Here is a 22,684-nt window from a genome sequence, read left to right on the forward strand (position 1 = left end):
GTCCGCTCAAGTGGTCCGCTCAAGTGGTCCGCTCATGTGGTCCACGAGCGGGCCAGTACGGTTCGCCCGTCGATCGTCACCTCGGCGTCGAGCCGGGCATGGTCGCGCGACAGGCGCGAGCGGGTCTCGACGTCGATCCGTTCGCCGCCGCCGAGCCGCAGGCGGACGTGGGAGCCGCCGGTGAACACGGCGCCGCCCTGATCGGGGCCGACGCTCGCGGTGCCGTGGAAGCCGAGATCCATCCGGCCGCCGTGCGGCAGCTCCAGGTGCGAGGTGCTGCCGATCGTGACGCCCGACTCCGTCACCTCGTGCCGGGGCAGGGCCGCCACCGTCCAGCCGTGCCGTACCTCGTCAGGGTCGGGGCGGGCGATCGCGACCCGTTCGCCGAGCTCGGCGCCGGGCGGCAGGGCGGGGACCAGGACGGCGGAGGGGTGGGCGGGGCCGTGGTGCAGGCGGATCTCCGGCGTCACCGGCGTCGGCCAGAGCCTCGGGAAGTCGGCCGTCGTGAGCGCCAGTCGAAGGGTGTGCCCGGCGGGCACCCGCCAGGCCGTGGGCCGCAGGACGACCGTGACCTCCTCGACGTCGCCGTGCCGCAGCGCCCTGGGCCGGCCTGAGGAGTCGCGGTGTGCGGCGTTGAGCGAGCCGACGGCCATCAGCGTCGACTCGCCCTCCGGCGAGACGTGCGACAGCTTGGCGCTCAGATGCACCTCGTCGCCGGTCACGAGCTCGACGAAGATCCTCGCCTCGACCGTGCCCGCGATCTCGGTGTCGTGGCCGAGCGGCGGGCTGTCGTAGCAGGCCGAGCGCCGGTCGTCGGCGCTCTGCTCGCGCGGGTCGCCCACGCCCAGGCCGACCGGGTCGAGCAGCCCGGCGGCGGTCCCGGTGCCGGGGTCGCCGCGATGGGTGTCGGCCGCGCCGGTCGAGGGCGGCAGCGGGAGCAGCCGGCCGCCCCCGGCCAGGTACCACGGCGTCGGCGGCACGGCGGGCGGCCAGGCGTCGGCCGCCCGCCAGCTCCCCTCGCCCTGGACGAAGGCGAGCACGGCGGGCTCAGGCGTGCCGGGCGCGCCCTTCAGCCACCGGCCGAACCAGGCCGCCAGCTCCGTGATCCAGTCCCACGGCTCGTGGCCGGGCGTGTCGGGAAGCACGTGCGTCCAGGGGCCGACGACCAGGCGCTTGGGCGCGGTGACCCGTTCGAAGGACCTGGTGACGCCGTCGAGCAGCACGTCGTTCCACCCGGCGACGAACAGGGCGGGTACGGCGACGCGCTCGGCGTCGATCGTGCTGGGCCGCCAGTGCTCGTCGAAGTCCGGACGGCCGGGCCAGGCCAGTGAGTGCACGGTGCCGTGCTCGAACCGCGCCAGCCGCTCACGCCAGACCCGCGACCAGCGTCCGCCGGGGTCCTGGTAGCTGGGCGGCGCGAGGTCGAGCGCCAGCATCAGCGACTCGCGCACCGCGTTGCCGATCAGGTTCGGGCAGCCGCCCGGGTAGACGAAGTCGTGGTACAGATCGGCCGATGCGAACATCGGCGCGATCGCCCTGAGCGCCGGGGGCCGCTCCGCGGCGATGGCCAGCGCCATGCACCCGCCGTAGGACATGCCCCACACGCCGACCGAGCCGTCGCTCCACGCCTGCCCGGCCGCCCACTCGACGACCCGCGCCCCGTCGCGCCCCTCGGCCCGCAGGTCGAACGTCGGGGTGCAGGTGCCCGACGAGCCGCCGGTGCCGCGGAAGTCGACCAGCAGGCTGGCGAAGCCGAGCTCGGCGAGCCGGACACGCGCGTGCTCGTACTTCGAGCCGATGACGTCGTCCTTGCGGTAGGGGTAGTAGCCGACCAGTGTCGGATGCCGCCGCCCGGTCGCGGGCAGGTACAGGCTCGCGGCCAGCTCGACGCCGTCGGGCAGCGGGATCAGGACGTCGGGGTGGCGGCGGACGCCTCCGATGGGCTCGGGCATGCGGACCTCTTCGCTGAAGGCAGGGCTGCCGGTCATGGGGCGATCACACTCAGGCGCAGGTGCGAGGGGGAGTGCTCGTCGTGGAAGACGGCCAGCTCGGCCGCGGAGCCCGCGCCGTCGTAGGCGGGGAAGGCGCTGGAGCTGACCTGCACCCGCAGCCTGCGGCCCGGCCGTACGGCGTGGGCGAGCGGGCCGAGTTCGATGCGCAGCTCGGTGGGCGTATGGGCGTCCAGGCGGGTGGTCGGGCCGGTGCGCAGGATGCCGTCGGCCAGCGAGTACGACACGCCGTCCTCGTTCACCTCGCACAGCTTGGCCGCGAAGTCGCCGCCCGGCGTCGTGCCCGTGACGTGCAGGAGGAGTTCGAGGTCACCGGCGACGATCAGCTCGGAGGCCAGCGGCGGCGAGGTGTAGACGAGCACGTCCTGACGCGACTCGACCCGGTGCTGGTCCTGCGGGCCCGCCGGGCTGCCGCCGAACTCCAGGTACCTGCCGCCGATCGACGGCACCGGCCGTTCGGGGTCGTGCCGGTAGCGGTCGGGCGGGCTCGCGGCGGGCGGCGGTTCGAGGCCGAGCCGCCCGTCGCCGTGCACGCCGTTGGCGCCGCCGCCCGAGCCGAGGTACCAGCGCTGCTCGCTCGCCTCGGGCGGCGGCCAGGAGTCGGCGGTGCGCCAGGTGTTGTGCCCCATGAGGAAGTACTGCACGACCGGCAGGTCGACGCTCTCGGCCCGCAGGTGGCGGCGGTAGAAGTCGAGATGCGTGCTCGTGATGCGGTCGGTGAACACGCCGGGGATCTCCCCGACGCCGAAGAACCACTGCCCGGCCGTCGGAGCCGGGCTGCCGTGCGTCCACGGCCCGACGATCAGCGACGTGCCCGCCCTGGCCTCGGCCGTGGCGCCGCGCTCGCGCAGGCCGGTGAAGTTGCCGATGGTGGCGCAGGCGTAGAAGTCGAACCAGCCCGTGCTGCACAGCGCCGGGACGCCCACCCTGGCCGGGTCGAACACGGCGCGCAACGCGGCGATGGTCTCGCTCATCAGCTTCGGGTCCGGCCTGCCCGCGATCGGGCCGAGCTCGGCGGTCCGGCGCGCGTAGGACTGCGGGTGCCGCCCGGCGTCGCGCAGGGTGGCCGCAAGCTCCGAGGTGATCGCCCCGGCCGCGACCATGGCGTCCAGGCGTTCCTCCAGCATCAGGGCCGTCAGCGCGATGCGCGCGTCCAGGATCAGCGCGGTGTTGTCGCGCGGCGCGCCCGCCTGCGCCGGGGCGATCGCCCTGAGCGCCTGCGGGCCGCCCACGGCCGCCGCCTGCTGGGTCGCCGCCACGAACGACCCGCCGATCATGGCGACCTTCCCGTCGCACCACGGCTGATCGGCCAGCCAGTTCACGGTCTCGACGCCGTCGCCGGTCTCGCCCGCACCCGAGTACGGCCTGAGGCTGCCGCCCGAGCCGCCCCTTCCCCTGATGTCCTGCGCCACGAACGCGAACCCGGCACGCGCCGCCGCGACCGGCGACAGCCCGTAGTCGCGTCCCCTCTCCTTGCCGTACGGCGTGCGCATGAGGATGGCGGGCACGGGCCCGGCGCCTGCCGGGCGTACGACGTCGGCACGCAGGGTGGTGCCGTCGGACGTCTTCATCTCGACGTCCAGGTCGATGCGCAGATGGTCGTTCATCGCTCTCCTCGGGCCACACGGGTGAAATCGGGGAACGGCGGCAGGTCCGCGCGCTCGCGCCAGCTGACCTCGACGCGGTCGCCGATCGCCACGGCCGCGCCGGTGATCGCGGCCATCAGCCTCGGCCCCTCCTCCAGCTCGACCACGGCGACCTGATGGGCGGGATCGGCCGTGCGCACGGTGGTCACCGCGTACACCGATCCGCGGCCGGAGGCGACGAGGCCGCCCACCTCGGGGCCGTGGCAGCGCGCGCACAGGGTTCTGGCCGGGAACTGGCGGTGGCCGCACGACGCGCAGTGCTGGACGAGGAGCAGGCCGCGGCGGGCCGCCGCCCAGAACGGCCGGCTCAGGGGGTCTCCGTACTCGGTGTGTTCGGCGGGCACGGTGCTCTCCTTCCTTGGGTCAGTCGCGGGTGAGCACGGCGGTGGCCGACATCCAGAACAGCCCGCCGTAGCCGTGGGCGACGGCCACCTCGGCGCCTGGCACCTGCCGTGCGCCCGCCTCGCCGCGCAGCTGCCTGACCGCCTCGACGAGCAGCTGCAGTCCGAGGCAGCCGGGATGGTTGTGCGACAGGCCGCCGCCCGAGGTCATCGAGGGCAGGCTGCCGCCGGGCCCGAGGCGGCCTTCGGCGACGAACGCGCCGGACTCGCCGGGCGCGCAGAAGCCGAGCTGCTCCAGTTGCAGCAGGACGGAGATCGTGCTGGCGTCGTAGGGCTGGAAGACGTCCACGTCGGCGGGGCCGATGCCCGCCGTCTCGAAGGCCCGCCGCGAGGAGCGATCGCCTCCCCAGTCCAGCAGGTCGGGCATCTGCCAGCTGGTGAAGGCCCGCACGCTCGTCCCGACCCCGCTCAGGCGCACCGGGGTCACGGCGGCGTCGCGGGCGCGGTCGGCACGGGTCAGGAGCAGCACGGCGCCGCCGTCGGTGCGCAGGCACAGGTCGAGGCGGCGCAGCGGATCGCACACCAGCGGCGAGTCCAGCACGTCGGCCACCGTGAGCGGCTCGCGGTGGAAGGCGTCCGGATTGCGTGCCGCCCACTGCCGCGCCGTGACCGCGACGGCCGCCAGCTGCTCGGGCGTGGTGCCGTACGCCGCCATGTGCCGTGAGGCGGCCAGCGCGAAGTGCCCGGCGGCCAGCGGGAGGCCGACCGGCTGCTCGAACTGGGCGAGCCAGCCGTCCTCGGGCGTCCAGCCGTCCCAGCCGGAGGGCCGCGTGCGTTTCGTCCGCTGCCTGCCGGCATAGGCGATCATCGCGACGTCGCAGAGCCCGGCGTCCAGGGCCGCCGCCGCGTGGGCGACGAAGGCGATCAGCTGGCCGCCGCCGATGTCGGAGCAGTCGGCGTGGCGCAGGTCGAGGCCGAGGTGCTCGGCGATCTGCGCCGCCGTGGCGGGGCCGAGCCCGAAGCCGAACACCCCGTCGACGGCGGCCAGCGGCAGCCCGGCCTCGGCCGACGCAGCCAGCGCCGCCTGGGCGATCATCGAAAGCTCGCTGTGCTCGTGCACCCTGCCGAGCGGCGTCTCGGCCGCGCCGACCACGTAGATCGGCCTGCCGACCAGATCGAGAGCCATCCTTCCCCCTCGCTCAGCCACCGGCCCGGTCGTCCGGGGCGGTGCCCAAACGGTGCCAGCGAGGGCATTCATTGTCAATGCTGACAACGAATGAAGTGCTGATACTTGGGTGACACTTAGATTTCACTGTCATTCTTGACAACGAATACGCGTGGTGCCTAGGTTGACCGGCAGACCTTCCCGACCGAGGAGCACCCCGTGGCCGACACAGTCAGGCGAAGCCGTGCCGAGCAACGCGCGATCAGCAGGACGGCGATCCTGGACGCGGCGGTCGACTGCCTGCTGACCGACGGCTACGCGGGGACGACCACGGTCGCCGTCCAGGCGCGTGCCTCGGTCAACAGGGGCACCCTGCTGCACTACTTCCCCTCGCGGGCGGCGCTGCTGGTCGGCGCCGTCGACCACCTGTTCGCCAGACGGCGCGAGGAGCTGCACGAGCTCTCGCTCGGCCTGCCGCCCGGCGGGTCGCGCGTCGGCACGGCGATCGACCTGCTCTGGGCGACGGCACGCTCGCCGCTGGTCGCGGTGACCCTGCAGCTGTGGGTCGTCTCGGCCGCCGATCCCGAGCTCGCCGACGCCCTGCGGGCGCACACCCGCTCGTTCGCCGAGCAGACGGCGCGGATGTTCGACGGGCTGTTCGGCCCCGAGCTCACCGCGCACCCCCGCTACCCGGCCGTGCGCGACCTGCTCTCCCACGCCGTGCGCGGGGCGGGCGTCGCGGCGGCGCTGGGCGGCGCGCCCGCACCCGAGTTCTCACCGGACGGCTGGAAGGAGATCGTCCACACCCTGCTCGACGTGCCGCCGGCCTGAGCACGACCCGGCGACGCGCTCGCGGCACCGCCTGCCCCGGAGGAGCACCATGCGAGACGACCAAGCCGTCGCCTACCCCGCGCGCCTGCGCGCCCTGGCCGAGGCCGACCCCGACCGGCCGATGCTGATCTTTTCCGCCCCCGGCGGGCAGAGCGTCCTGACCTGCGGCGAGCTCGTCCTGCGGGCCGAGGCCACCGCCGAGGCCCTGTCCGGATGCGGGGTCGGCGCCGGGACCCTGCTGCTGATCGACCTGCCGAACTCGCCCGAGCTCGTCGTCGCCTGCCTGGCCGCGTGGCGGCTCGGCGCGCTCGTCCTGGCGCTCAACCCGCGCCTGCCCGATCCTGAGCGCGAGCGGATCGTCGAGGCGGCGAGCCAGGGCGACCGGCCGCTCGCCGCCGTCGCCTCCTGGGCGCACCCGGCCGTCGGGCCGATCGTGGACGCGGCCGCACTGCCAGGCGCGCCCGCCGCCGGGTTCGGCGCACTGCCGTACCTGCCGCCGCTGCCCGGCCGATGCCTGGCCACCGGCGGCTCGACCGGCCGTCCGAAGATCGTCGTGGACACGCGCCCGCTGGCCTACCGAGGCGTCGAGCCGCTGCTGACCGCCCTGGGCGCGGCCGAGGGCCAGACCCAGCTCGTCGCCGGGCCGCTGTATCACGGCGGGCCGTTCGCCGCCCTGTTCCACGGCCTGGCCGCAGGTCAGCGCGTCGTCCTGATGGACCGCTTCGACGCCGGGCGAGCCGTCCGCCTGATCGAAGAGCATCGGGTCAACTGGATGTTCATGGTGCCGACCCAGCTGCAACGGCTGCTGGAGGTCGAAGGCCTCATCGCCGGACGGCTGGCCAGCCTGGAGGCGATCGAGGTGTCGGGCGGCGCCTGCCCGCCCTGGCTCAAACGCCGCTGGATCGACCTCATCGGCGCCGAACGCGTCTACGAGCTCTACGGGGCCAACGACGGGCTCGGGGTGAGCGTCATCCGGGGCGACGACTGGCTCGAGCATCCCGGGTCGGTGGGCAGGCCCTGGCGCAGCGAGGTCCGCATCCTCGACGGCAACGGCGCCGACGTGCCGCCGGGGACGATCGGCGAGATCTACATGCGCCCGCTCGGCGGGGTCGACCCGCGCCGGATCTTCACCTACCTCGGCTCGCCGCCGCCCGCCTCGGCGCCGGGCGGGTGGGAGAGCGTCGGCGACCTGGGCAGGCTCGACGACGACGGCTATCTGTACATCGCCGACCGCCGTACCGACATGATCGTCACCGGTGGGGCGAACGTGTTCCCCGCCGAGGTGGAGTCGGCGCTGCTGGAGCACCCGGCGGTCGCCGACGTCGCGGTGATCGGCCTGCCGGACGAGCGGTGGGGACGCCGCGTGCATGCGATCGTGCACCCACGGCGGCCCGCCTCGCCGCCTTCGCCCGGCGAGCTCGACCGGCACTGCCGCGAGCGGCTCACGCCGTACAAGGCGCCCAAGACGTATGAGTTCGTCGCGGACTTCCCGCGCACCGAGGCGGGCAAGGTACGGCGAGGCCTGCTCCTGGACGAACGCGTCGCCCCCACCTCTTCGGAAGAACGGATCCAAGCATGAGCGCAGTCGTCTTTCCCCAGCCGGGCGGGCCGCACCCCGTGGGATTCGCCGATGTCGAGTTCGTGGACACGACCTACCCGGGCAGGCGTCCGCAGGAGCGGGACGGGCGGCGGCTGAGCGCCCGGATCTGGTACCCGGCCGTGGAGGGCGGCGCCGAGCCCGAGGCGTACTTCCCGATGGAGGGGCCATCGGTGATCACCGAGGCGCTCACCCGGATGGGCGTGGCGGGCGCGCTCGTCGAGGCGCTCGGCGCGGCACGCACCCACGGCAGGCGGGAGGCGCCCCACGCCGACGGGCGCTTCCCCGTGCTGGTGTTCTCGCCCGGCCTCGGCTTCCACCTCTGGCAGAACACCGCCCTCATGGAGCATCTGGCCGCGCACGGCTACGTCGTGGGCGCGGTCGGGCATCCCGGCGGGGGCGGCGTGCGGTTCGCCGACGGACGGGAGGAGGGGCTGGACGCCGCGCACCTGGCGGCGCTCATGACCCACCACCGGCACACGCAGCTCGTCATCGAGGCGCGCGGCGACCTCGACGGGCTGGCCGCCGCGTGTGAGGTGATGCTGGCGGAGTCGCCGCTCGGCCCGCTCGCCGAGCGCAGGCGCGACGACCTGCTGGCGTTCGTCGACGCGCTGGTCGCGGGGGAGTTCGGCCAGGACCTGCGTGCGCACTGCGACACGGCCAGGCTGGGCTACTTCGGGATGTCGCTGGGCGGGGTGGCCGCCGTCGGCGCCGCCCAGCACGACCCGCGCGCCTCCGCCTCGGCCAACCTCGACGGTATGCACGTCTCGCGTGACCTCTACGACGCCGACGTACGGGTGCCGCTGCTGTGCCTTGCGGCCGAGTCGACCCTGCGGGTCGCCGGTGAGCAGGTGTACTACAACGGCCTGTTCTACGAGCGGCACGCCCACGCGGGCGAACGGCCGGACATCGTACGCCTGCGGCTCGACGGCGCCACGCACTGGGACCTCACCGACCTGGCCCTGATCCCGGTGCGCGAGACGTTCACCGCCATGCTGCCCGAACACGCCAGGCAGGGGCTCGGCGCGCCGGGGACGCCGGAACGGGCGATCGCCGCACTCGTGCGCGGCTTCTTCGACCGGCATCTGGCCGGGGGCGGCGCGTTCTCCGCCGACCTGGACGGTGTCCGCCCGATCGACGTCGGCGGCGTCCGGGCCTGGGCCGCCGCCCGGCTCACGGCAGGTGAGGGGCGGCGGGCAGCTCAACGGTGATGCGGATCCCGCCTTGCGGGCGCGGTGTCAGGGTGAGCGTGCCGTTGTGGGCCTGGGCGATGGTCTTGACGATGGCCAGGCCCAGGCCCACGCCCGCATGGTCGGTGTGGATGCGCTCGGTGCCACGCCTGAACGGCTCGGCCAGCGTCGAGAGCAGGCCGGGGGACAGGCGCTCGCCGGTGTTCTCGACCGTGAGCACCGCACGACCGGCGCGCACGCGGGTGCTCATCCACACCTCGCCCCGTCCGGGCAGGTTGTGCACGATCGCGTTCTGCAGCAGGTTCATGGTCAGCTGCAGCAGCAGGGCGGGCGAGCCGTCGGCGACGGCGATGTCGCCCGAGGTCTCGACGGTGACGCCACGCCGTTCGGCCAGGGGCAGGAGCGTCTCGGCCGCCTCCTCGGCGAGCAGGGACAGATCGACGCGCTCGCGGGTGAAGGAGCGCTGGTCGGCCCGGCTGAGCAGGAGCAACGCCTCGGTGAGGTCGATCGCCCTGGTGTTGACGACGTGCAGCCGTTCGATGACCGCACCGGCGTCGTGCCCGGGATCGGTGCGGGCCACGTCGAGCAGCGCCTTGGAGGTCGCCAGCGGCGTGCGCAACTCGTGCGAGGCGTTGGCCGCGAACCTGCGCTGCTCGGCGACGTGCGCCTCGAGCTGGGCGAGCATGCCGTCGAAGGCGTCGGCCAGCTCGCGGAACTCGTCCTGCCTGCCGTGCAGCCTGATCCGGTGCGACAGCGTGCCACCGGCGGCCGTGCGGGTGGCGTCGGTGATGCGGGTCAGCGGCGCGAGCATGCGACCGGCGAGTATCCACCCGCCGGGCAGCCCGAACACCAGCAGGAACCCCAGCACCACACCCGCCGCCAGCACATAGGTGCGCATCAGCGCCGCGCGCTCCAGCACCCCGCCCGGGATGACCGCGAAATCCGGCAGATCGCGCAGCAGGAACACCCACACCGCCGCGAGCAGCAGCACCCCGGCCAGCAGGAGGAACCCGGCATAACTGAGCGTGAGCTTGAGCCGGACACTCACCCCTGGCGCTCTGTCCACGTCCTGCTCCCTCGTCTCGGGGCGCACGGCGACGGCGCACGCACCCGGCTCATGCTAGGAGCCGTGAGGTATCGCGGGCGTCTCGAAACTCCGGGGCCGCGACGCCATCGGGTGCGGCGTCCGAGCAGGCCGGTCGGGTCGCCGTCCACGCCTGGCGTGCCGTACGGGGTGCAGCCTGCGCTCCACGAACTCCTCCGCCGGAGGGTCGCCGAGGTACTGCCGGTCGTAGCCCCCGTACGGTTCGACCATCGTGGCCGGGTCGAGAGGCCAACCGGCCGGCGAGCCGTCGAGGGTCTCGGGATCGTCCGGCGCAGCGGCCATGCTGACGAACAGCGGAACCGCCATCCCGAACAGCACCATCGCCATCCCCATCGCGACACTCCACCGCAAACCGTGCATCCATGACACGGTCGACGATTCTAGGGCCTCGCCGGAAAGGTCATCCCGCCCGACGAGCGCTCCGGCGATCCGGGCGAATGGCATACCCACCTCCGTGCACTCCTTCGAGGAGTGAAGCGCGTAGGGGGGCGGCCGGTACACCCCGATTCGCCCGTCCGCTCGCCCCGCAGACCCCCTACCGCATGCCCCTGACCTCCCTATGCCGTCCCGCGGCCCTCGACCGGCGACGACGGCCACGCCGAGATTGGCGATGAGCGCCTCAGGCCCACCGGGGCTCGGGGCGGACGAAGGAAGGAACCTCCTGATGAAGATCGGCAAAATCCTGGGCACGGGAGTCGCGACCGTGCTGTGCGCCGCCGCGCTGACCGCGGGGCAGGCCTCGCCCGCTTCGGCGGCGGGCGGCGGCTGTTCACCCGCTTCGGCCAACGGCTGGCGCATCAGCGTCTGCAGCTCCGACAACGGCCGGCGCGTCTCGGCCGACGTGTACGTCAACGCCCGGGGCTCGCTGGGCAGCTCGTGCTACGTCAGCTACGGCATCTTCAACCTGACCCGGAACAGGTTCATGGAGCAGACCGCGACGCCGTGCTCGCTGGGTCGCTCCCCCGAGCTCCACACCGACAAGGAGAAGGACCACCGCTACCAGAACCGGGCCGTCGTCGTCGTCAACGGCGTCGCCGTGGTGGGGGGCGTCAGCCCCATCACGTACTGACCCGGAGACAGTGGATCCCGGCGTCGCGCGGCGCCGGGATCGCCTCCGGTCATCGTGCCCGCCGCCGCTACGCGCGTGGGTCGCGTGCGATGACCTCCACCTCGATCAGCCAGTCAGGCTGGGCCAGCGAGGAGACCTCCAGCAGGGTGTCGGCCGGGTAGGGCTCGCTCAGGAACTCGCCCCTCAGCTGGATCACATGGTCGAGGTCGGCCGCCATGTTCCGGACGAAGATGCCCACCTTGACCACGTCGGCGAGCGAGGCCCCCGCCTCGGCGAGCACGGCCTGCAGATTGCGGAAGGCCTGGCGGCCCTGCTCGAGGAAGCCGCCGGGCACGGTGGCGCCGGTGGCGTCGAAACCGGCCTGCCCGGAGACGTAGATCAGGCCGCCCGCGCGGATGGCCTGGGAGATCTTGTAGGGCTCGTACCAGTCGGGGGTGGTGGCGATCTGCTCGATCTTCATGAGGCACTCCAGTACGCTTGTATGTACGTGCAAGTAAGTCCGTCGAGGATTAGTTTGCATGTGCATGTATCTACCTGTCAAGCCGGGCGGCCCGGGACCCGCCGGACCCGGGCCGGGGGAGTCACCGCGACACGCCCGCGCCCCGTTGTGTCGTGCCTTGCCCGCTCCACGTCAATCGGCATGCGATAGGGGGATCGGGGCGGCGTCCCGGCACAGGTCGTGGATGTCCGGGCGCGGGTGGAAACCGGCGGAGGTGTAGGTGGCGACGGCCCCGGTGTTGGCGGTCGGGGTGCACACGACGGCGCTGGAGGCGCCCATGTCCCGCAGGGCGGCGGCGGCCGCGACGGTGACGGCCCTGCCGTGGCCACGCCCTCGGTGCTCGCGGTGCACACCCATCGGCTCCAGCAGGCCGGGACGGCCGGGCCCCGCCGACCACACGGTCACGGCGGCCACCGCCTCGCCCGCGGCGTCGAGTGCCACCAGACACCTGCCCTGCTCGTACGGCGTCGCGGCGGCCATCGCGGCCCAGCGCTCGTCGCTGAAGGTGGACCCCTCGAACGAGGCACGCTGCACGGCGGCGCGCACCTGCGCGCGGGCGGGGCCGATCACCTCGATCCGGGCCCCCGGCGGGAGCTCGACCGGCCGGGCGAGGTCACGGCGCAGCGGCGTCCACGGCTCGCCCGGCCGCCATCCGGCCTTGGCCAGCAGGTCGCGGACGAGCGCGTCGGCGGGCGCCTCGACACCGACCGCCCCGTCGCCCAGGACGCCGCGTGCGGGCTCGGTGATGTCCTCGGCCAGGCGGTGGGCGAGCTCCTCGTCCTGCCGTGCGCCGGGTGCGACGGTCAGGCGCAGCAGGTCGCTCCCGTCCAGGAGCCCGGCGGCGAGGATACGCCCGTCCCTGCGCCATGTCCGGACCGCGGCAGCCGTGGCCTCCGGGCCGAAGCGGAAGTACCACCCCAGATCGCCCGGATGGAGCTGCGCCGGAGCGTCCTCCCGCTGCCATGCGCGCAGGGCGTCCACGACCTCGTCCAGTTCGCCGACGCCCGGTTGATTCAGTTCCACAGCCATGGCCACGATCACACACCATTGCGCTGGACGTCCGCATCTCATTATCCCGGCGCGCGGATTGCGTATCGACCGGGACAGCGGGAATTCACGCTCGCGCATATTGCTGCCATTCCCCGTGGGGAGTGCATTTCGGGCGTCGAGCGGCTGGTGGCGTCTGGCCGATGATGATTGCTCATGATGTGGACGGCGACGGCCCCGCGGTGCTCCTGCTGCATGCCGGGGTGTGCGACAGGCGGATGTGGGACGGCCAATGGCAGCCGCTGGTCGACGCCGGTTACCGGGTGATCCGCTGCGACCTGCGAGGCTTCGGCGACACGCCGCTCGGCCCCGAGCCGTACAGCGATGCGGGCGACCTGCGGGCCCTGCTCGACGGACTGCACATCGAGCGGGCATCGGTGATCGGATGTTCGTACGGAGGCAAGGTCGCACTGGAGTTCGCGGCGAGCCTGCCCGACCGTGTCGAGTCGCTGGTGCTGATCGCCGCCGCTCTGCCCGGACACGAGCCTGGCGACGCGTTGCGGGCGCTCGGCGACCGGGAGGACGTGCTGGTCGAGGCGGGTGACCTCGACGGCGGTGCCCGGCTGATGGCCGACAGCTGGCTGGGGCCTGACGCCGGGCCCGAGGCCTGGCAGGCGGTGCGTGAGATGCAGACCCGTGCTTATGAGCTGCAACTGGCCGACGGAGTGGTCGGACCTGTCGAGACCGCGTTCGACCCGGCCGCCGTCACGATGCCGTGCCTGACCGTCTCGGGCGGCCTCGACCTGCCGGACTTCAGGGCCGCCGCGACCCTGCTGCCGCACGCCGTACAGGTCGAGCTGGACTGGGCCGGGCACCTGCCGAGCATGGAACGCCCGGGAGAGGTCAGCGAACTGCTGCTCACCTTCCTGCGCGAGGCCGTGCGGCCGTAGGGCGACCCGCACCGGGTGCGGCGCGGATCGCCGGGGCCGATCACTCGAAGACGTAGGCGTAGTCGGCGCGGTCGTTGGCCCAGCTGCCCACGAACGCCTCCTCGTACCAGGCGCGGGAGTGGTGCAGGGTGGTGTTGCCGTCGATGATCTTCCCGCCCGCCCCGCCGGACTGGTTGTTCACCAGGGCGCTGGTGATGTCCTGCCAGCCGTAGTCGGACAGCTGGTACAGGTTGTACTCCTCGAAGGCGATCATGGCGCCGCCGTCGCGGTCCCACAGGGCGTGCTGGTAGAGGCAGTAGTTGCCGTAGCCGCAGACGATACGGGCGAACGTCGTGCTCCTGGCGGCACGGGCGGGCGTGGGGAAGGTCAGGACCACGCCCTGGTCCTTCCACACGATCTGGTTCGCGCCTTTGCGCTCGCCGCCGTGCCTGGCGATGTGGCCCTCGATCTTCCTGGTGAGGTCGGCCTCGTTCGCCGAGGCGAACGCGGAGGCCTCGGACGAGGGGCCCGGCGATGGGGGAGCCGCGTTCGCCGGGGCGGAGAGCGCCATTCCGAGTACGACGGTCGCGGCTGCGGCGAACATAGTGAGTTTTACGTTTCTCATAACGTCCTTCGCGTTTCGTGAATCGCTTCCTGGTGATTAGTCTGAGCGATTTCCCGAAAGGCATACGGGGCGGAAGCCGCCAAACACCGCCGGTTTTCTGCCGTTGTTTCTCACGCGGTCGGGCGGAGCTCCCATCGGCGGCACGTCGTCGAGCGCGGGCAGCCGCGATATCCGGGGTACGGCGGCGCGGCGGGCGTGGTGTCGCGGGTCCAGGTGTACAGACGCCACAGCGCCGCGTCGCGCCCGGCCCGGTCGTCGGTGCGTCCGGCGAGATCCTTGGCGTACCTGCGCAGCAGGTCGTGCACGCCGAACCGGGAGCCGTCGTGCCAGCGCAGGAGGTGCGCGTCGCTGAGCCTGGCGACCAGGTCGGCGGTGTCGGCGGCGGGCAGCCCGGCCAGCGCGGCGGCGGCGGGCAGGTCGAAGTCGTCGCACGGCACGATGCCGAACAGCCGGAACAACCGCCCGGCCGCCTCGCCGAGCGTGGCGTAGGACAGGTCGAACGCGGCCCGTACGGCACTGCCGGGGTCGGCGCCGATCTCCAGCGCCCCGATCGCGTCGCCCGCCCGCAGCAGGTCGGCATAGGCGCCGATCGCATGCGAGGGCCGATCGGCGAGGAAGGCGGCGGCCAGGCGCAACGCCAGCGGCAGGTGGCCGCACTCGGCGCACAGCCGGGCCGACGCCTCGGGCTCGGCCGCGACACGCGCCTCGCCGAGCAGGGAACGCAGCAGGCCGAGCGCCTGCCCTGGGCCGAGCACGTCCAGCGAGAGCCGGTGCGCGCCCTCGCGTGCCACCAGGCCGTGCAGCCGGTCGCGGCTGGTGATGAGGACCAGCGCCGACGGCGTGCCGGGCAGCAGTGGCCGTACCTGGTCGGCCGAGGCCGCGTTGTCCAGCACGATGAGCATGCGCCTGCCCGCCACCATGGACCGGAACCTGGCCGAGGCCTCGGCGGGATCGGCGGGGACGCCGCGTGGGTCGTGCCCGAGTGCGCGCAGGAACCTCGCCAGCGCGTCGATGGGCGCGACCGGCGCCTGCCTGTCGTAGCCGCGCAGGTCGATGAAGAGCTGCCCGTCGGGGAAACGACCGGCGACGCGGTGCGCCCAGTGCACGACGAGCGCGGTCTTGCCGACGCCCGCCGTACCGGCGACGGTGGTGAGTGCCGTGGGCCGATCCAGCAGGGCGTCGAGCCGGGCGAGGTCGGCGGCGCGCCCGCCGAAGCCGGGCACGTCGGCGGGCAGCTCCCTGGGCAGCGCCGCGGCGGGCGCGGCGGGCGCCCCGGCCAGGAGCGAGCGGTGCAGCTCGCGCAGCCGGGGACCGGGCGAGGCGCCGAGCTCCTCACGCAGGACGGTCCTGGCCCGCTCGTAGGCCAGCAGCGCCTCGGCCTGCCGACCGGCGCCCGCCAGGGCGAGCACGAGATGGGCGTGCAGCGGCTCGCGCAGCGGGTGCGCGGCGACCAGGGCGCCGAGCTCGGGCACCAGGCCGTCGTGCAGCCCGAGCGAGAGCTCGGCGCCGATGCGCAGGTCGAGGGCGCACAGGCGCAGCTCCTCCAGCCGCAGGGCCAGAGCCTGTACGCCGTCGTGGTGCTCGACGTCGGCGAAGGCGGGCCCGCGCCACCAGCCGAGCGCCTGCCGAAGCGTCGCCACGGCCGCGACCGCCCGACCTTCGGCCAGCTCGGCCCGCGCCTGCTCGACGGCCCGCTCGAAGGCGAACGCGTCGACGTCGGACCTGGCGGCCTCCAGCAGGTACCCGCCGCCTCCCGAGACGATCGAGGCGACACCCGCCAGGTCGCGGCGCAGGCGCGAGACGTGCACGCGCAGGTTGTCGGGCGCCGAGTGCGGCGGCGCGCCCGACCACACGGCCTCGATCAGCCGCGCCGTGCTCACCCGCTCGCCCGGTCGGCACAGCAGCTCGGCCAGCAGCTGCCGGGCACGGCCCGCGGGCGGCACCGCCCCGTGCGCCCCGTTGACCACGACGGCGCCCAGTACCCCGAATTTCACAGCACCTCGAACTTCACAGCACCCCGAACTTCACGACACCTCAGTACGTCACGACGCCCCGAACCTCACGACGCCCTGCCTTCCGATGCACCGATTCTGCGACCAGAACGGCGCTCGGGCTGCCGAACTCCGGAAATTTCGGCATATACGGCCGATATACGGGTGGTGCAACGCTTGGACGGCACGGTGGAGCACGCGAACGACCCTTCGGGATCGGCCTGAAGGGGGCGGCAGGCCGTACACGGGAGGCACAGCGTGAACAGAGGCTCAGCGGCGATCACGGTGACGGAGACGGGGGCGGGCCTGGTGTTCATGCCGACCGAGGCCAGGACGGCGAGCGGCGGAACGCCGTGCGCCCGCTGCGCGCTCCCGGCCCACCCGCCCCTGCGGCGTCCCGTGCGGCTCAGGTGGCGATCGGCGGGCAAGGACGCCTGAGCGGAAAGGGCGGACCCCGCAGGCCGGAGAGCGGCCTGCGGGGTCCGGGGGAGATGCTCAGCGGCGCTGCCAGAGAGCCGGGACGTTCGGGGGCTCCCAGCCGACATAGGCGGTGTGAGCCTGACGGCAGACGTACACGGCGCCCTGGTAGGTGACCTGGGCTCCGGCGGTGTAGGCGGTGCCCGCGCTCCAGGGGGAGGCGGGGACCGTCGTGGTGGCCGTCGGGGTGGAGCTCGGCGAGACGGTGGGGGTGGGGGTCACGGTCGCGGTGGGCGTGGGGGTGGGCGTCGGGGTGGGCGTCGGCTGGGGGCCGCCGCCGAGCTGCAGGTCGACGCAGTTGTAGAACGCCATCGCGGTGTCGGCGATGTTCCAGATGGCCAGCAGCTTGACCTTGCCGGTACGGCCGCCGAAGTTCACCGTGTGGTTGACGACGGAGCCGGGCACCCTGCCCTTGTCGTCGAAGACGGCGATCCGGGTGCTGCCGATGTAGTACTCCCACGTGCTGGTGGAGTGCCGGGCGTGGATGAGCCACTTGAAGTTGACGGTGTCGCCGACGCTGGCGACGGGCCAGGCCTTGCTGTCGTTGTCGAGCGGGGCCCAGCGGGCGTCGCCGCCGCTGCAGTTGCGCTGGCCCTTGGGACCTTCGACGCTGAACGGCTCCCAGATGATGTCGCCGCAGTTGCTCACCTTGCCGGAGGCGCAGTTGGCCTGGCGGCTCGGCGGGTCTGAGATGTAGCCGTGCGCGTTGGCGGGCGAGGCCACCACGAGCACGGTGGAGGCGGTGACGGCGAGCATGGCTAAGTATGTGAGCAGTCGTCGCATGGCAGGCTTCCTTTGGGGGATGATTGCCCTCCAAATATAAAGAAAAGTTTCCTAACAGTAAACGCGGGCGTCAGCGAGTTCCCACAGGCCACATACCATTTGCACACCACATCACGCTATGGCCAGACGTTTCGCAAGATCAACGGCAGCCGCGCGGCCCGGCTCCGACCGAGGCCACACCCACCGCCAGATCCAGGTCGCGCATCAGCTCCGACAGCACCTGCGGCGCCACCTCCTCCAGGCGGGCCTCCTCCAGCGGCGTCTGCTGGTCGGCCCTGGCGAAGCGCACCTCGTCGCTCGCGCACAGCGACACCGTGCCGTAGCCGTCGGCCCCGGCGTCGGAGGCCGCGTGGAAGGCCGCCATCGCACGCCACCCGTCGAGCTCCTTGGTCGCCACACACAGGTCCGACTGGCTGACCGCCTCCCAGTGCCCCAGCGTGAACCCCTGCCAGCCCCGCCCTTCGAGCAGTGCCTTGGCCTGGCCGTACCTCAGCACGTGCCCGGCGAAGCGCGCCGACGCCGTCAGGTGCGCCTCGGCCGGAGCCAGCGGGTAGACCTCGCGAAACACCTGCTCGTACGGCTGGCGCACCCCGGCTGCCAGCAGGTACGCGCGCCAGGAGCGCACCTCGTCGCGGGCCGCCCTGATCGGGTGCCACAGCCGTACCGGGGTACGCGGGTCCGGCTGGATGAGGCGGCCCGCGGGATCGGTCAGCGCCCAGCCGCCCGCGGTGGGCAGCGGGATGCCGGCCGGGCCCTGGAGGATCTCCCAGACCAGGGCTCCGGCCTGCGGACCGGTCAGGGGATGGTCGAGGAAGTACGCCTCGACGTCGCGCCAGCGCCACAGCCGGTCCTCGGCCAGGCCGCGCTCCAGATGACGGGTGACGGCCAGCAGGGTACGCCGTAGGTCCATGGCCGTGGCCTTGAGCTCGGCCAGCGCCTCGGCGTGCTGTTCGCGCACGGCCTTGGACGGGCTCCTGCGCCCGTCGAAAGTGAGCGACCCGTCGGCCCGCAGCACGGCCGTGCCCCGGCCGAGGGGGAAGGCGCGCTCGCCCTCGGGGGACAGGCCGAAGTCGGGAAAGGCCCGGTCGGCGAGCTGGGCGGGCGTCAGGCCCTCGGCCTCGGCCACGCCGTCGAGGGCGCGCTGCACGAGGGTGAGCAGGCTCCTCCTGCGGACCCGCACCCTGACCTTGGCCAGCTCGGGCACCACCTGCTGGCCGCCGCGCCTGGCCAGCACGCCGATCGCGGCGTCGGCCAGACGCGCGCACCGCGAGGCCGTACGCGCGCCGACCGGTCCCGAGCCGGTGACGGCGGCCAGGTCGCCGAGCAGGGGATCGACCCACGGCTCGGCGACCCGCTCCAGGCTCCACACCATGCCGCGCAGCACGTCGGCCGTGCGGTCGTGCAGGAAACCGCGCGAGGTCCACTCCCGCCTGCCGTACGTGTGGTGGATGCCGCACTCGCGGTGGCTCAGCAGGCGCGTCAGCACGTGCCTGACCAGGGCGGTGGCCGGCGGTGTGAGCAGGGCGGTGACCGCGCGCAGCCAGGCCGCCGAAGGGCGGGTCGTGGTGGCCGAGCTCCAGTGGCGCAGCAACATCGGGTCGGCGGTCAGTGCGGCGGCGTGCTCGCCCGCGAGCATGAGGGCGAAGTCGTCGTGCCCGCCCACCAGCCGGAGCACGGTGTCGGCCTCGCCCCTGCCGCCGAGCGCGGACACCAGCGCGTCGACCTTGCGCCGGGTGCGCCAGGCCGAGCCGCCGCTCGCATCGGTGGCCGCCTGCATCGCCAGCAGGCTGGGCAGGTGCTCGCGTTGCAGTTCCCTCGGCAGCGACAAGGTGGCCGCGACGGGCAACTGGTAGCCGCTCTCGTGCGCGAACTCGCGCCCGAGCGCCAGCCGCCACAGCGCCGCCGTCTCCTGCTCGCTCCACGCCAGCCTGCGCCTGGCCAGGCCGGCGATCACCGCCGTCAGCGTCGGGCAGTAGCTCCACCGCGCCGCCGACACCTTGCGCTGGGCCCACAGCCCCGCCTCACGCAGCTCATCGGCCCCGAACCCGGCCAGCAGCCCGCCCTCGGGCCGCTGCGCGAGCGGCAGCCTCGGGTGCGCGCTGCCCGGCACATAGACGGCGTCGAGCCGATCGGACACGGATGCGTGCTCCATGGGGGGCCTCCAAAACCACTGATCGCCTGTCCGCGATCGTAAGCGTTCCGCCTGACAGAACGCCGGGAGCCCCTGACCCAGGAAGCTCCTGACGCCTGCGGGCTCCTTGACGCCAAGAAGCCCGGCACCCCTGCCGTCGAGGCAGGAGGCGCCGGGCTCCCGGGGGAATACGGTGGCTAGCTGGCCCAGTCCAGCAGCGGCCTGGTGTTGCTGGGGTGGCGCAGCTTGGACAGCGACTCCTTCTCCAGCTGACGGATGCGCTCCCTGGTCAGGCCCAGGTGCTTGCCGATCTCGTCGAGCGTGTGCGGCTTGCCGTCGACCAGGCCGAAGCGCAGCGCCATGATGCGCGCCTCACGCGGCGACAGGTTGCCGAGCACGCCGCGCAGCTGCTCGCCGAGCAACTGCCTGTCGACGACCTCGGAGGCCTCGGGGGAGTCGACGTCCTCGATCAGGTCGCCGATCGTGGTCTCGCCGTCCTCGCCGATGGTGGCGTTGAGCGAGATCGGCTGGCGGCTGGTGCGCAGCAGCTCCTCGATCTGGTCGGGGGTGCGGTCGAGCTCGACGGCCAGCTCCTCGGGCGTGGGCTCGCGGCCCAGGCGCTGGTGCATGTCACGCTCGACGCGCGACAGCTTCGACAGCATCTCCAGCACGTGCACGGGCAGCCTGATCGTACGGGCCGAGTCGGCGAAACCGCGCTGGATGGCCTGCCTGATCCACCACATGGCGTAGGTGGAGAACTTGAAGCCCTTGGTGTAGTCGAACTTCTCCACCGCGCGGATCAGGCCGAGGTTGCCCTCCTGCACGACGTCGAGCAGGGCCATGCCGCGGTCGGTGTACTTCTTGGCGACCGAGACCACGAGCCTGAGGTTGGCCTCCAGCATGTGGTCCTTGGCCGCGCGGCCGTCCCTGACCACCAGCTCCAGGTCGGCGCGCCTGGCCGGGGTGAGGTCGAGCTCCTCCTCCAGCTTGTACTCGGCGTAGAGCCCGGCCTCGATCCTCCTGGCCAGGTCGACCTCCTGCGCGGCGGTCAGCAGGGTCCTGCGGCCGATCGACTTGAGGTAGGTGTGCACGGAGTCGCCCATGACCGAGGCGTTGTCGTCGAGGTCGAGGTTCTCCTCCACGTCGACGTCCTCGGTGGCCGAGACCAGCATGGCCTCGTCGGGGCTGTCCTCGCCGTCCTGCTCGGCGGCGGGCGCGGCGGTGTCGCTCTTGCTGGTGTCGCTCGTGGTCTCGCCCGTCTTCTTGCGGGTCGCTGTGGTCTTCTTCGCCGTCGCCTTCCTGGCGGCGGGCGCCTTGGGCTGCGCGCCCAGCTTGGGCTCGTTCTCGGCGGCGAGGCTCACCCCCGCCTCGGTCAGCTCGCGCAGGATCGACCTGCCCTCGGTCGGGCTGATGCCCGCCAGGGCGAACGCGTCGCGCAGCTCGGCGAGGGAAAGGTGACCTTGGGCTCGGCCTCGGTCCAGGAGCTGGTCGAGGGTCGTCGGGGCCTCGGTCGAGGTAACCACGGCGGTTCGGGGCATGAGGACACCTCCTCCTTCACGGAGTTTCAATGCTTACGGCTGTTTCAATGCTGTGGGCTGCCTGTGGTGGGGCGGCGTTCGGGCCGCTCGGCGCACCAGTAGCAATAACGTCTTTGGGCGGGATTTGTTCCCGGAGTGAGCGTAAAGAGCAGTGTGGCATGCGGAACACTCGCCGGGGATGAAAAAGGGCGGACCGCTGCCCGCGGTCCGCCCGGAAGGCCGGCTGGTCTACTCGGGGATCTCCCTGAGACCGCCGTCCACCTCGGGCATCGGCATCGGCTGGGCGTCTTCCATCCGCTCGGGCGTCCAGTGCTCGTAGACGGCGGCGGGGTCTTCGTTGAGCTCGTGGGAGACGACGACGTCGTCCGGCTCGGTCGGCTCCGCCTGTGGCGCGGGGCTCTGCACGACGGCCTTGGTCTCCTGTCCGGCCTTCTCCAGCCTGCCCGTCGAGGCGGCGGCCGCAACGGAGACCCCGCCGACGAGCACGGCGGCGATGACTCCTGCGGACACCCACATCTTGCGGGGCTGGTTCATGAGGGCTCCTTGTCGTCTTGCCTGTCACACTCTATGACGCGCGAAAACGCTTTCAGGTTCCGTCCCGCAGGGCGCCGAGGTCGGTCTTGCCGTTGGGCAGCAGCGGAAGCGCCGTGAGAACGCGCAGCTCACGGGGCAGGGCGTAGCCGGGGAGGCGCTCGCGGCCGAAGTCGCGCAACTCCGGCAACGAGGGCGCCCGCCGCCCCTCGCGCACCACCGCGACGGCCACCACGCGCTGGCCCCACTCGGCGTCGGGCGCGCCCACGACGGCCACGTCGGCCAGCGCCGGATGCTCGGTGAGCACGCCCGCGACGGCCGAGGCGGCGACCTTCTCGCCGCCGGTGTTGATCACGTCGTCGGCCCTGCCGAGCACGCTGAGCCGTCCCTCCGTGATCTCGCCCAGGTCGGAGGTGGTGAACCAGCCGCCGGGCGAGGCGCCGAAGCGGTAGCCGGAGAACAGCACCGGTCCGGCGACATTGATCAGTCCGTTGTCGTCAATCTTGAGATCTACATTGTAAAGGGGCTCGCCGTCGTACACGCAACCGCCGCACGTCTCGCTCATGCCGTACGTGGTGACCACCCGGGCGCCGAGGTCGCGCGCCTCCCGCAGCAGGCCGGGCCCGGCGGCGGCGCCGCCGAGCAGGATCGTCCTGAAGAGCGACAGGTCGGCGCCCAGGGCCACCAGCCTGTGCAGCTGCGTGGGCACCAGCGAGACGTGGTCGGCGCCCGAATCCAGCACGGCCCGCGGCTCGAACCTGTCATGGATGATCGGCTCGCTCTCGCACAACAGCGACCTGACCAGCACCTGAAGGCCGGACACGTGCGAAGGCGGCAGGCAGCACAGCCAGCGCTCGCCCTTGACCGCGCCGAGCCTGCGCAGCGAGGCCGAGGCGGAGGCGCGCAGGGCCGAGGCCGACAGCTGCACCCCCTTGGGCGTCCCCGTGCTGCCGCTCGTGGCGATGACGACGGCCACCTCGCCCGGCACGCCGACACCGCCGGGCGGGCGGCGCGAGCCGTCGGCGTCGAGCACCCGCGAGGGCCGCAGGCGCTCCAGCGCACCGGCCTCCTGACCGGGCGCCAGCGGCAGGATCGCGGGCCCCTCGCCGCTGAGCGCGAGCGCGACCGCCTCCATCAGGCGAGGCCCCGGCGGCGACACGACGGCCAGCAAGTCACGGTCCGCGTGCAAGGGGTGGCTCCTCATGCTCGTAAGGTTAGTGGCGACAGGTCGGACATCAGG

At 73.0% G+C, this 22,684-nt stretch carries 21 protein-coding genes; 6 read left to right on the forward strand and 15 right to left on the reverse strand.

The features are described from left to right. Positions 1-32: 32 nt before the first annotated feature. The 4 genes from ACTWNK_RS21185 to ACTWNK_RS21200 are packed head-to-tail and all read right to left on the reverse strand — an operon-like array spanning position 33 to position 5,182. Positions 33-1,988, reverse strand: coding sequence for a CocE/NonD family hydrolase (locus tag ACTWNK_RS21185; protein WP_474306126.1), 1,956 nt, complete (start codon positions 1,986-1,988; stop codon positions 33-35). Next, a complete protein-coding gene (locus ACTWNK_RS21190) occupies positions 1,985-3,616 on the reverse strand; it encodes a CocE/NonD family hydrolase (protein ID WP_474306127.1) in 1,632 nt (543 codons plus the stop codon). Before ACTWNK_RS21190 ends, ACTWNK_RS21185 begins: the two co-directional genes overlap by 4 nt. Further along, positions 3,613-3,999, reverse strand: a complete 387-nt coding sequence (locus tag ACTWNK_RS21195; protein WP_474306128.1) for a Zn-ribbon domain-containing OB-fold protein — start codon at positions 3,997-3,999, stop codon at positions 3,613-3,615. The genes ACTWNK_RS21190 and ACTWNK_RS21195 overlap by 4 nt, the downstream gene beginning before the upstream one ends. Before the next feature lie 19 nt (positions 4,000-4,018). After that, the gene (locus tag ACTWNK_RS21200) at positions 4,019-5,182 is read right to left on the reverse strand and encodes a thiolase C-terminal domain-containing protein (protein WP_474306129.1); all 1,164 of its coding nucleotides are present in this window, start codon (positions 5,180-5,182) and stop codon (positions 4,019-4,021) included. Between the two features lie 198 nt (positions 5,183-5,380). Between ACTWNK_RS21200 and ACTWNK_RS21205 the strand changes: the two genes are divergently transcribed. From ACTWNK_RS21205 to ACTWNK_RS21215, 3 genes are read left to right on the forward strand one after another with little or no spacing between them, the layout of a single operon-like run. Continuing rightward, positions 5,381-5,992, forward strand: coding sequence for a TetR/AcrR family transcriptional regulator (locus ACTWNK_RS21205; protein WP_474306130.1), 612 nt, complete (start codon positions 5,381-5,383; stop codon positions 5,990-5,992). A gap of 49 nt (positions 5,993-6,041) precedes the next feature. After that, entirely contained in the window at positions 6,042-7,571 is a 1,530-nt protein-coding gene (locus ACTWNK_RS21210; protein WP_474306131.1) for an AMP-binding protein, read from the forward strand. Next, positions 7,568-8,800 carry an alpha/beta hydrolase gene (locus ACTWNK_RS21215; protein WP_474306132.1) on the forward strand — a complete coding sequence of 411 codons (1,233 nt, stop codon included), beginning with the start codon at positions 7,568-7,570 and terminating at the stop codon, positions 8,798-8,800. The genes ACTWNK_RS21210 and ACTWNK_RS21215 overlap by 4 nt, the downstream gene beginning before the upstream one ends. Here ACTWNK_RS21215 and ACTWNK_RS21220 read toward each other — a convergent pair. After that, complete coding sequence (locus ACTWNK_RS21220) at positions 8,763-9,845, reverse strand: sensor histidine kinase (RefSeq protein ID WP_474306133.1); 1,083 nt, start codon at positions 9,843-9,845, stop codon at positions 8,763-8,765. The two genes, ACTWNK_RS21215 and ACTWNK_RS21220, sit on opposite strands and share 38 nt — an antisense overlap. 54 nt (positions 9,846-9,899) lie before the next feature. Then, positions 9,900-10,217 carry a hypothetical protein gene (locus ACTWNK_RS21225; protein WP_474306134.1) on the reverse strand — a complete coding sequence of 106 codons (318 nt, stop codon included), beginning with the start codon at positions 10,215-10,217 and terminating at the stop codon, positions 9,900-9,902. A 331-nt stretch (positions 10,218-10,548) separates the two neighbouring features. Between ACTWNK_RS21225 and ACTWNK_RS21230 the strand changes: the two genes are divergently transcribed. After that, the gene (locus ACTWNK_RS21230) at positions 10,549-10,953 is read left to right on the forward strand and encodes a hypothetical protein (RefSeq protein ID WP_474306135.1); all 405 of its coding nucleotides are present in this window, start codon (positions 10,549-10,551) and stop codon (positions 10,951-10,953) included. A gap of 67 nt (positions 10,954-11,020) precedes the next feature. Here the strand turns inward: ACTWNK_RS21230 and ACTWNK_RS21235 are convergent, their stop codons facing one another. Together ACTWNK_RS21235 and ACTWNK_RS21240 are read right to left on the reverse strand one after the other, a co-directional pair. Next, positions 11,021-11,413 carry a RidA family protein gene (locus ACTWNK_RS21235; protein WP_474306136.1) on the reverse strand — a complete coding sequence of 131 codons (393 nt, stop codon included), beginning with the start codon at positions 11,411-11,413 and terminating at the stop codon, positions 11,021-11,023. 171 nt (positions 11,414-11,584) lie between these two features. Then, complete coding sequence (locus tag ACTWNK_RS21240; protein WP_474306137.1) at positions 11,585-12,481, reverse strand: GNAT family N-acetyltransferase; 897 nt, start codon at positions 12,479-12,481, stop codon at positions 11,585-11,587. Between the two features lie 161 nt (positions 12,482-12,642). On the opposite strand from ACTWNK_RS21240, the gene ACTWNK_RS21245 reads away from it, so the two are divergent. Then, positions 12,643-13,389, forward strand: coding sequence for an alpha/beta fold hydrolase (locus ACTWNK_RS21245; protein ID WP_474306138.1), 747 nt, complete (start codon positions 12,643-12,645; stop codon positions 13,387-13,389). Between the two features lie 40 nt (positions 13,390-13,429). Here ACTWNK_RS21245 and ACTWNK_RS21250 read toward each other — a convergent pair whose 3' ends face one another. Beyond that, complete coding sequence (locus tag ACTWNK_RS21250) at positions 13,430-13,993, reverse strand: hypothetical protein (RefSeq protein ID WP_474306139.1); 564 nt, start codon at positions 13,991-13,993, stop codon at positions 13,430-13,432. Positions 13,994-14,103: 110 nt separating this feature from the next. Next, positions 14,104-15,987, reverse strand: a complete 1,884-nt coding sequence (locus ACTWNK_RS21255) for an AfsR/SARP family transcriptional regulator (RefSeq protein ID WP_474306140.1) — start codon at positions 15,985-15,987, stop codon at positions 14,104-14,106. Positions 15,988-16,242: 255 nt separating this feature from the next. Between ACTWNK_RS21255 and ACTWNK_RS21260 the strand changes: the two genes are divergently transcribed. Beyond that, positions 16,243-16,422: a hypothetical protein gene (locus ACTWNK_RS21260; RefSeq protein ID WP_474306141.1), complete on the forward strand. Its 180-nt coding sequence runs from the start codon at positions 16,243-16,245 to the stop codon at positions 16,420-16,422. A 57-nt stretch (positions 16,423-16,479) separates the two neighbouring features. Here ACTWNK_RS21260 and ACTWNK_RS21265 read toward each other — a convergent pair whose 3' ends face one another. The 5 genes from ACTWNK_RS21265 to ACTWNK_RS21285 form a co-directional block, all read right to left on the reverse strand. Then, positions 16,480-17,244, reverse strand: coding sequence for a lytic polysaccharide monooxygenase (locus ACTWNK_RS21265; protein WP_474306142.1), 765 nt, complete (start codon positions 17,242-17,244; stop codon positions 16,480-16,482). A gap of 139 nt (positions 17,245-17,383) precedes the next feature. Further along, positions 17,384-19,396: a DUF4132 domain-containing protein gene (locus ACTWNK_RS21270; protein ID WP_474306143.1), complete on the reverse strand. Its 2,013-nt coding sequence runs from the start codon at positions 19,394-19,396 to the stop codon at positions 17,384-17,386. Positions 19,397-19,572: 176 nt separating this feature from the next. Beyond that, positions 19,573-20,913 (reverse strand): RNA polymerase sigma factor, encoded by a 1,341-nt coding sequence (locus ACTWNK_RS21275; protein WP_474306144.1) that lies wholly within the window; start codon positions 20,911-20,913, stop codon positions 19,573-19,575. 228 nt (positions 20,914-21,141) lie between these two features. Beyond that, positions 21,142-21,447, reverse strand: coding sequence for a hypothetical protein (locus tag ACTWNK_RS21280; RefSeq protein WP_474306145.1), 306 nt, complete (start codon positions 21,445-21,447; stop codon positions 21,142-21,144). 52 nt (positions 21,448-21,499) lie between these two features. Then, on the reverse strand, positions 21,500-22,648 hold the full coding sequence (locus ACTWNK_RS21285; RefSeq protein ID WP_474306146.1) for an AMP-binding protein: 1,149 nt from the start codon (positions 22,646-22,648) through the stop codon (positions 21,500-21,502). Positions 22,649-22,684 lie beyond the last annotated feature (36 nt).

This window comes from Nonomuraea sp. IBHARD001, assembly GCF_056106265.1.